The sequence below is a fragment of the Deltaproteobacteria bacterium genome (assembly GCA_026388545.1).
GTDB lineage: Bacteria > Desulfobacterota > Syntrophia > Syntrophales > UBA2185 > JAPLJS01.
Genome location: JAPLJS010000107.1, coordinates 59,375 through 67,885, shown reverse-complemented (window position 1 = coordinate 67,885; position 8,511 = coordinate 59,375). Strand labels below are relative to the sequence as shown.

The window sequence follows — 8,511 nt, the reverse complement described above, 5'->3', positions numbered from 1 at the left end:
GAATGATTCATCTATTGTCAAGGATAATCACTAATATCTGTGGCACCGCATATTTGAAATATTCCCGATTTTTCAAAGAACGATTCAATAATTACAGGGGGTTATAAAACCACCCCTCAATTTGCTGTAGAAGAAAAGTTAGAGACTCTATAAGGGGATGTAAAATATCTTTCTGTAACTCTTGGAGTGTGCAACTCCGATGATTGATTAAATCGCTATCTTACGGTTTGCTGGCTACCCTACCCCTTCCCCATACCTGATCGTCGATTCTGGCCTTCAAAACCCCGACTCAAGGGCATGTTTCAGCCCTTTTCTTTCTGGTTTGATCCGCAAAATAGCATTGATATTTGATAAGTTTAGGAGTATCAGTTAATCCATGCGGTAAATTATTGACTGATTTATAACTCTACACCCAGGGAGGGTGTGATGGATTGAATGATGAAACCCCGTTTCTCTAAAGGAACGGGGTTTTGTGTTTTGTAATTGGCAGATATAGTGAAATGATATTTCATTAATGAATTCTGTGAAGTTTCAGATGTTATTTTGATCACACATATTGAGAGTATATGGGACATGAGGTGGCGCTCTATCTATATAGTCAATCAAAAAGGAGGGTAAAGCTATGCCAACTTACATTGTGTTGATGAAATTAACAGAGCAAGGGATTAAGACAATCAAGAGCGGGCCGCAGCGAGTTAAAGACAACGCAAAAATAATGGAAAAGATGGGGGGCAAAATGACAGGGTTTTACCTTACCATGGGAGAATACGACTACGTAGGTATTGGTGAAGCTCCCAATGACGAAGCCGCTTTGACCTTTTTACTGGGAATGGGCGCTGCAGGATTCGTCAAAACTACGACACTTAAGGCATTTACAGTAGAAGAGTTTGAAAAGATAGTTAAGAAATTACCATAGCCATATCGGTTAAATTAAGGAACAGCAACTTCCAAAGTTTTTGTTACGATCAGATGATAGTGCGCCACCATACAAATAGTTTTTTTTAAAAAAACAGAATTCCTCCCGCTTTTAAGCTAAAAGGCTTAGAAGATTTTACAATACCATGCCAAAAAAAGGAGGGAACCATGAAAAAAAGATACCTGGTGCTTTTGGTCCTGGCAGTTTTGGTGCTTTTCGTTATTATCCTGCCCTCCCTGAACTCCAAAGAGACGATGACTTATGAGGAGGCCGTATCAAAATGGGCCCAGGGTAAATTTGTTCTGGTGGACGCAAAAAAAGTCCATTACCTGGAAAAAGGAGCGGGTAAACCAGTTATCCTGATTCACGGCTTCCTCTACCATTCCGTCATGTGGAAAAAGAACATCGATGACCTGGCTAAAAAATTCAAGGTCTATGCCGTGGACCTTTGGGGGTGGGGTTATAGTGAGCGGTTAAAAGAGAATGAGTATTCTTTTGAACGCTATGGAAAGCAGATTGTTGGCTTTATGGACGCCTTGAAAATCAACAAGGCCTCCTTGGTGGGCCAGTCAATGGGCGGCGGCATATCGGTTTATGTAGCGGCCCACTTTCCGGAAAGGGTTGACCGCCTGATCCTGGTGGACCCAGCGGTGATTCCCTATCCCATGACCACCACCGGAATGGTTTACCAGCTTCCTTTCGTGGGGGAATTCCTAAACGCCCTCCCGGGCGATGGCCTGATGAAAAAAAATATAAAAACCGTCTGGTTTTATGATCCCCAAAAGGTTACTGATGATTACGCTGAAGAGGTTCTCCGGCCCTTAAGAATCAAAGGTTCCTATGGTGGAATCATGTATATCCTGCGCCAGGTCCTTAAGGACCCTTATGTCCAGGAAGAGGCACAAAAGCTTGCCCAACTCAATAAACCGATATTGCTCATCCACGGCCAGGAGGACATAGGCATCCCCCTGGACCGATCCCAGCAATTGAATGCCCTGTGGAAGGGGTCGCAATTAGTGGTCTTTGAAAAGGCCGGTCATACTCCCCATGAAGAGTATCCGGAGAAATTCAACCAATTGGCATTGGAGTTTCTATCCAAATGAATTAATGGGATACCTTACTTCAGTGGAGATAGCCTTTGCTTCTTCCTGAAGTCAATGAACAAAGGCTTTGGAAAAGGATAGCAGCTTCCAATTGGCAATGATGAGTCTCGGAGATTTTTTGTTATTGACAAGATTTAAGTAAAATATCACAATGGAATAAAGAATTGCATATGAGAAGAACAACGCCTCTCATAATTCTTATTATCTGTCTTTTGTTACCGATACATTCAGGCTTAGGGTTAGCTTCGCCAAAAACCTCCAATAACCTTTACAACGACGCTAAATACAAGTTTAAAATCATATTCCCACGTGGTTGGAATCTAACGAAAGGTTACACTGAAGGCGGCATTGTTGTGCAAGCCGTTGAAAAAAAGCATGGTTCAAATATAGCAATAATTGTCAAGAATCTTCCCAAAAATTACACTGCGGAAATGATGTCTGAAAAAGAGGTAGCTAAGTTCATGGAGGGAGTTAAAAGGAGTTCTCCGGACGCAGTCTTGCTTTCATCCGCGGTTACTAAAATCGATAATAGAAAAGCATTTATGCTGAAACATGCTGAAAGTTATAGTTTTTTGGGTATTAAAGTTGCAATGAAAATTCTCACATTCTTGACCGTTAATAATGAAAAACTTTTCATAATTAATTGTGGGACATTACCTGAATTATATGGCGGATTAGAAAATACATTTATTGAAACTGTTTCAACGTTCAGCTTCGGAAGATAGGTGTAATATTGAAATGAAGTAATACCGAACAAGGGGGAGCAGATGGTCAGGTACTACGGCTACTACAGCAACGTGTCGCGAGGGAAAAGATAGGAAAGCGCAGAGGATGACGACATACCATGCATTATTGAATCTGAAGAGGATGCAAAAGCGCACCGGCGAAAATGGGCTAAGTTAATTTAGAAAATATACGAAGTTGATCCCCTCATCTGTCCGAAATGCCAGGGAACCATGCGTATTATTAGCAGCATAGAAGACGGTGAAATTATTAAAGCCATACTGAAACATCTTGGTATCTGGCTTATCAAATCAAACCCCCCTCCCAAAGCCCACGGCCCGCCATCCGTTGAACACGTCATGGATGATCACTCTCAAATTCCCATCAATGACGATCATCTTTATCGAGACCCCGAATATCCGTGGGACATCTCATGGTTATCGGTGCTTCAGTGTTAACTGACAAAGGATGGCTGAATTTTTCAAAGAAAATCGAATGGAATAAATAAATCTGTCCCATTTATTCACATAGGGGATTGTGATTACAAAGGCTTGATCAAGCAAAATGGATACTGTCGAGGGTGGTTTCTCTGGTTTTGTTCAAAAATTATTTTTATGACTGAGGCGGTTGGTTCATGAGTCAGGGTATTTATATGATTAAAAATCGTGCGAACGGCAAAATGTACATTGGATCGTCAAAGAACATTGAGAAGAGGTGGAAGAATCATATAAATCTTCTGCAAAAGGGAGAGCACCATAACAGAGAGTTGCAGATCGACTGGAAAAAGGATGATGGCAGCACTTTAGACTTCATTATTCTAGAGCATGTTTATAATGAATCCGATAAGAGGCTAATGGAACGCGAAAGATATTTTGTTGACAAGTATGATGCTTGGGAAAAAGGATATAATTATGCTGGCATTCTTAATGCCTCATCGTATGATCCCCCAGAATACGTAAAACAAATGTTGAGGAAACCGGTCATTTTCGGTAAAAAGGATCAAAAAGCTTGGGAAATGGAGTACCAAAATAAGATTAGCGAACTTGATTCTATGATAAAAAAAAATCGAATGCGTTGGTTGTTTCATCTTTTCGGTTATGATCCTGAGGAAAGTAAAGAGGTTTTGTTGAAGAGAAAAGAAATAAAGGAATTTAAAAATGCAGAACCTAAGCAGAGGGCAATTGATGATAGATGGAACAAGGTCACTGATTATCTCACAATGAATATAGGCAAAAGAAGCGCAACGAACGTTGTCAAAACTATGATAAATAGTGGAATCTGGAACTTATTCTGTGAAACAGAACCGGATAAAGTAGAATCGAATGTAACTTGGGAAGATTTTATTAAATGTCTCGGAGATAAGAAGCCAGAAACAGAAAGGTTGTGATCCCCAAACATATTTTACTAACTAACAGGTTGGGATTTGCCTGAGGTGATGGAATATGGGAGAGGCGCTCGAAAGGAAAAAAGATCCGGCGGCTTCATGGATTGAATGAAATGGAATGGTGCACCGCTGGAAAAATGAATCAGCACAGCTAAATTGACAATCTGAAAAACCCGAGATGATCGGAATACTACATTTACGCAAAAGGGCTTTTTTCGACAGAATTGTTAGACCCAAAGGAATTAATGACATGGCAAATCCTATCGATGAAAAAATGATGATCGGGACAATTGGGGAATTGTTAGTACAGCTGCGGCTCCTTCAATACAAAATTCAAGCAGCCCCACCAATTAAAGATTCTGGTAATGACCTAGTGGCATTAAAAGGTAGGCAGATTAGGCTTATTCAAGTAAAAACAACCGCCAAAGGCACTTTCCCCAAGTTGCCGGGAAAAAAGAAAATATATGACCTTTTGGCCATAGTTTACCTCCGTGGATATGATCGAACGCTGAAGCTGGATGACACAAAAATCTTCCTTATTCCGAAAGATCATCTTCCGAAGATAAACCGAAACTCATTGGATGACTATAAGTTAGAGAAGGTCGTAAATGAGTATTTTCGAGGGTCTAACCAGCGGTTGCAACGGATTGCCAATAAATCTGGCTCCCGCTGACCCGCAATGTTACTCGATTTCAAATTGTAATTCTCAACATTTCATTAAATTTTGTATGCTTGACTCGTAGGTGTAGACAGCGATTAAGATGATTTGAGGCTTGCAAAAAAAAGAAAATTCAGGCATTTGTATCAAGTCCTTCCTGAAAGAGAGCATACGGCGATTTTAGTAGACTTTCTTTAAATCGATAATGTGTATCACTGTAAACAGCGACAAATCAAAATCATTATGCGATGTCATTATTGTAAGTAGTTAAATTAATATGCATGGGAGGATAGATAAATGGTGGTATCTCTACCTGGAAAAATTACTGACCGGCCCCACGGTCAAAAAGAAGTCCGTCTGAATACTTGGACTGAATTTAACGAGGTCGTCACTGAGTTGCTTGACTACCCTCACTATGTCTTTCGTGGGCATCGCATTAACACTTGGCTTCTAGAGCCCACATTAACAAGAAAACTAAAACAAGATCCCGCCAAGAAAGAAAAAACCACAAAACATTTAGAGCATTTTCGCTATGCAATCCGTGGGAGGCGTGGCCCCAATCCACCTGATTTAAAAGATGACGATGCTTTATGGGCTCTTGGGCAACACAATGGGCTATCCACACCACTATTGGACTGGACAGCATCACCGTACGTGGCACTTTTTTTTGCATTTTCAGAAGAGGATGATACTTCTTCTAAAACAGATACACGCATTGTATGGATGCTAAATAAAAATTCGGTCACCGATAAAAGTGACGAATTAGAAAAATTAGGTAAAACTGAGGAATTGATAACATTTTTCAACCCATTATCTGACGAGAATGCTCGTCTTCTTTCACAATCCGGACTTTTCAGTAAATGCTCGGGCTTTTTTGAGATCAAATCATGGATTGAACAGCATTTCCCCCCTGATCAATCCAAAGTCACACTTGTGCGCATTGAGATTCCGAATGATGATCGAGTAGCATGTCTTAAGTCTCTGGCAAGAATGAATATAAATCATGCTTCTCTTTTTCCCGATCTTTATGGAGCATGTATGAATGCAAACATGAAGCTTGAAATTCCGCAAATATAAAAAGAGTTATGGCACTTGATTAATTGCTTTCAAACCGTAATTCGCAAACAGCAAGTAATTCCAAAATCGTTTACTTGTAGGTGACATCAACGACAACTCTTCCTTGTTCAACGTCCGGACATACCCGTCTCGGCATGAAGCGCCGGCGGCACAGGCAGGGTTGACCCCAGCGTCACCATATCGAGTAAAACATTGATGCTCTCGTTCACGAAAGGAGCATACTGGTTTCGGGCTTTCTGCTTAACCTCAGGAAGCGTCTCCTTCTTCTTGCCGCCGCTTTCCTTCTCCATCTCCTTGCGTAAGTCGGCAAGCCGGATAACACCCTTCTTGCCGACGGCCTCTTTGTTGTTCTTGATGATCTCGGCGAACTTCGCGTCTTTGGTGACCCGGGCCTTGGACCTTGCTGCCAGCTCCGCGAGCATGGGCTGCTCCACAGTTTTCCAGAGCGGCGCGGTGTTTCCCTGGATGCCGAGGAAGGGCGTGATTGCCTGGGCCGGAAGCGGGTAATCCAGCGCCATTTCACCAATATCTTCGAGAATGAACCAGATAGGCAGCTTTACATTCGCTTCGACGCCCATCTTCTGTGTGGAATTGCCGCCGGGCAGGAAATACATCTCCGTGGTGACTGTCATGCCGCCCAGATCCCAGGGCAGGGGCATCAGCACCTGCACGGACCCCTTGCCGAAGGTATGGTCCGACCCGACGATCACAGCACGATGGTAGTCTTTGAGAGCACCCGCCACGATCTCGCTGGCTGATGCGCTCAGGCGGCTCGTCAGTACGACAAGAGGACCCGTGTAGAGCTCGTGGGGGTCTTCCGCGGGGAATGTAATCATATTGCGCTTGTCGCCTTCCGTCCCCGATGCGGCTGAACCATTGGCAAGAATAGTCACCTGCTCGTTGCTGTCCTTGGTCGCCACGATTCCGCCCTTGCCAAGAAAAAGGCCGGCAAGGCGCACCGCCTCCTTGAGCAGGCCTCCCCCGTTGCGTGACAGGTCCAGCATGATTCCATCGACATGCTTACGCCTGGCCTCCGCGAGAAGTTTTTTCACGTCTTCATAACAGGACTTATTCCCCCTCTCGTCACCATAGAAGGAAGGAAGATCTATCACACCGAAGAGGTACTGCCTGCTGCCTACTGTCCTTGTCTCGTAGTAGATCTTGGCCTCCTGCTCCTTGATGTCGACCTTGTCGCGCATGATAGTGATGTCGAAGCGGTACGTGCGTTCCGCCTGCCGCAGAATTGTCAGGGTTACCTGCGTGCCTTTCTTGCCGCGGATCATCTTGATAATGTCGCGCAGGTCCATGTCGATGACATTAACGGGCTTTTCCCCTTCTTGGGCCACGGCGATGATCTTGTCCTTCGGCTTCAGCAGGCCCGAGCGTTCTGCGCCTCCCCCGGGAATCAACTCCTCGATGATGGTGAACCCGTTTTCATTACTGAGAGAGGCGCCGATTCCCTCGAGGGACAGTTGCATCAGAATGCGGAAGTCCTCCATGTTTTCCGGGGACAGGTAGGAACTGTGGGGGTCCAGAGCCAGGGCAAAGGCCTTGGCTGCGCTCGTAATGAGCTTTTCGGGATTATGCTCGACCACCCGCATCGTCTGTAGCTCATACTTGTGAATCTGCTGCTTTTTAGCTTCCGCCAAATCGACACCTGCCAGCAGGGCGTTTTCGATCTGGAATTGCACGACCTTTCTCAGGAGCTCCTGCTTTTCCACCTCCGTCTTTACATAGGGGCGCTTGTCTACGTTGATGTTCAGCTCCACCGTCTCGTCGATTCGGTAGTCTGGCCCCAGAATCTTTTTGACAATGGCCTCGTTCTCACGAACCCGCTCGACGAGCACGTTGTAAACCTGCTGCAGCGTTGCACAGTCGCCCGCTTTCATGCTTACAAACCAGTCTTGCAGAACTGGCCTCCACCTTTCCAAATCGGACTCATATAGCAGCGTTTTAGAGGGATCAAGACTCTTGATCATTTGGTCGACAGCGTGAGTCCTGATCTCCCCGGTCATATTCTTCATCGCGTAGTGGTTGGCTAGGAACCCTTCCATCAGCATGGACAGGCGGTTGCAGGTAAGGTTTTCGGCCAGTGAGGAAACGGGTAACAGCAGGAGCAACAACAGAAGCAGCAGCTTCCGGAAACAGAACCTTCCCTTGCTGCTGAAGCGGCTACGGTGATTGTCTCCAGGGGCGCTTCCTGAGATGTTTTCGACTCTTCTATCGCACATGCTCATGCTCTCTGTTCTTCCCGCCGCACCGGGTCATGGCTGTCCATCCTTTTGCTCTGTATGATAAATCGTGCGATTGTGACATTAGAAGGGCAGAGTGGTTCTGTCAAGGGAAAAGGGAAATTGCATGCGGTTGGAGTTGAGTATGGCAAATACAAAGCTAGAGTTAGGATGATTTGACCAAGCCCTTGAATGCTGGCTGAAATGCGCACACGCTGACAGACAATTCTTCTAACCACTTGGGGTCATTTGTTTCTTCCTGAAGTCAATATTTGACATGCCCCATAGGAATGTGTAGAGTTCGTATCGTAATCTTCAAAATTTTAGAGATGTTTGAGGAAATTGTCAGACATCTATTGATGATCAACTAAACTTGTATTTTGCGGAAACCATATAATCAGTAGTTAGATGCGCGGGGG

The 8,511-nt window shown here is 44.4% G+C and carries 8 protein-coding genes; 7 read left to right on the top strand and 1 reads right to left on the bottom strand.

The genetic code is table 11. From position 1 onward, the window contains the following. Positions 1-622: 622 nt before the first annotated feature. From NTW12_13050 to NTW12_13020, 7 genes are all read left to right on the top strand, one after another. Complete coding sequence (locus NTW12_13050) at positions 623-916, top strand: GYD domain-containing protein (GenBank protein ID MCX5847262.1); 294 nt, start codon at positions 623-625, stop codon at positions 914-916. A gap of 167 nt (positions 917-1,083) precedes the next feature. After that, positions 1,084-2,019, top strand: coding sequence for an alpha/beta hydrolase (locus NTW12_13045; GenBank protein MCX5847261.1), 936 nt, complete (start codon positions 1,084-1,086; stop codon positions 2,017-2,019). 170 nt (positions 2,020-2,189) lie between these two features. Beyond that, on the top strand, positions 2,190-2,744 hold the full coding sequence (locus NTW12_13040) for a PsbP-related protein (protein ID MCX5847260.1): 555 nt from the start codon (positions 2,190-2,192) through the stop codon (positions 2,742-2,744). A gap of 231 nt (positions 2,745-2,975) precedes the next feature. Next, entirely contained in the window at positions 2,976-3,200 is a 225-nt protein-coding gene (locus NTW12_13035; protein ID MCX5847259.1) for a hypothetical protein, read from the top strand. 176 nt (positions 3,201-3,376) lie between these two features. Further along, on the top strand, positions 3,377-4,129 hold the full coding sequence (locus tag NTW12_13030) for a GIY-YIG nuclease family protein (protein ID MCX5847258.1): 753 nt from the start codon (positions 3,377-3,379) through the stop codon (positions 4,127-4,129). A 247-nt stretch (positions 4,130-4,376) separates the two neighbouring features. Further along, on the top strand, positions 4,377-4,799 hold the full coding sequence (locus NTW12_13025) for a hypothetical protein (protein MCX5847257.1): 423 nt from the start codon (positions 4,377-4,379) through the stop codon (positions 4,797-4,799). Between the two features lie 282 nt (positions 4,800-5,081). After that, entirely contained in the window at positions 5,082-5,861 is a 780-nt protein-coding gene (locus tag NTW12_13020) for an FRG domain-containing protein (protein ID MCX5847256.1), read from the top strand. A 107-nt stretch (positions 5,862-5,968) separates the two neighbouring features. Here NTW12_13020 and NTW12_13015 read toward each other — a convergent pair whose 3' ends face one another. After that, positions 5,969-8,092 carry a S41 family peptidase gene (locus NTW12_13015; GenBank protein ID MCX5847255.1) on the bottom strand — a complete coding sequence of 708 codons (2,124 nt, stop codon included), beginning with the start codon at positions 8,090-8,092 and terminating at the stop codon, positions 5,969-5,971. Between the last annotated feature and the right edge of the window lie 419 nt (positions 8,093-8,511).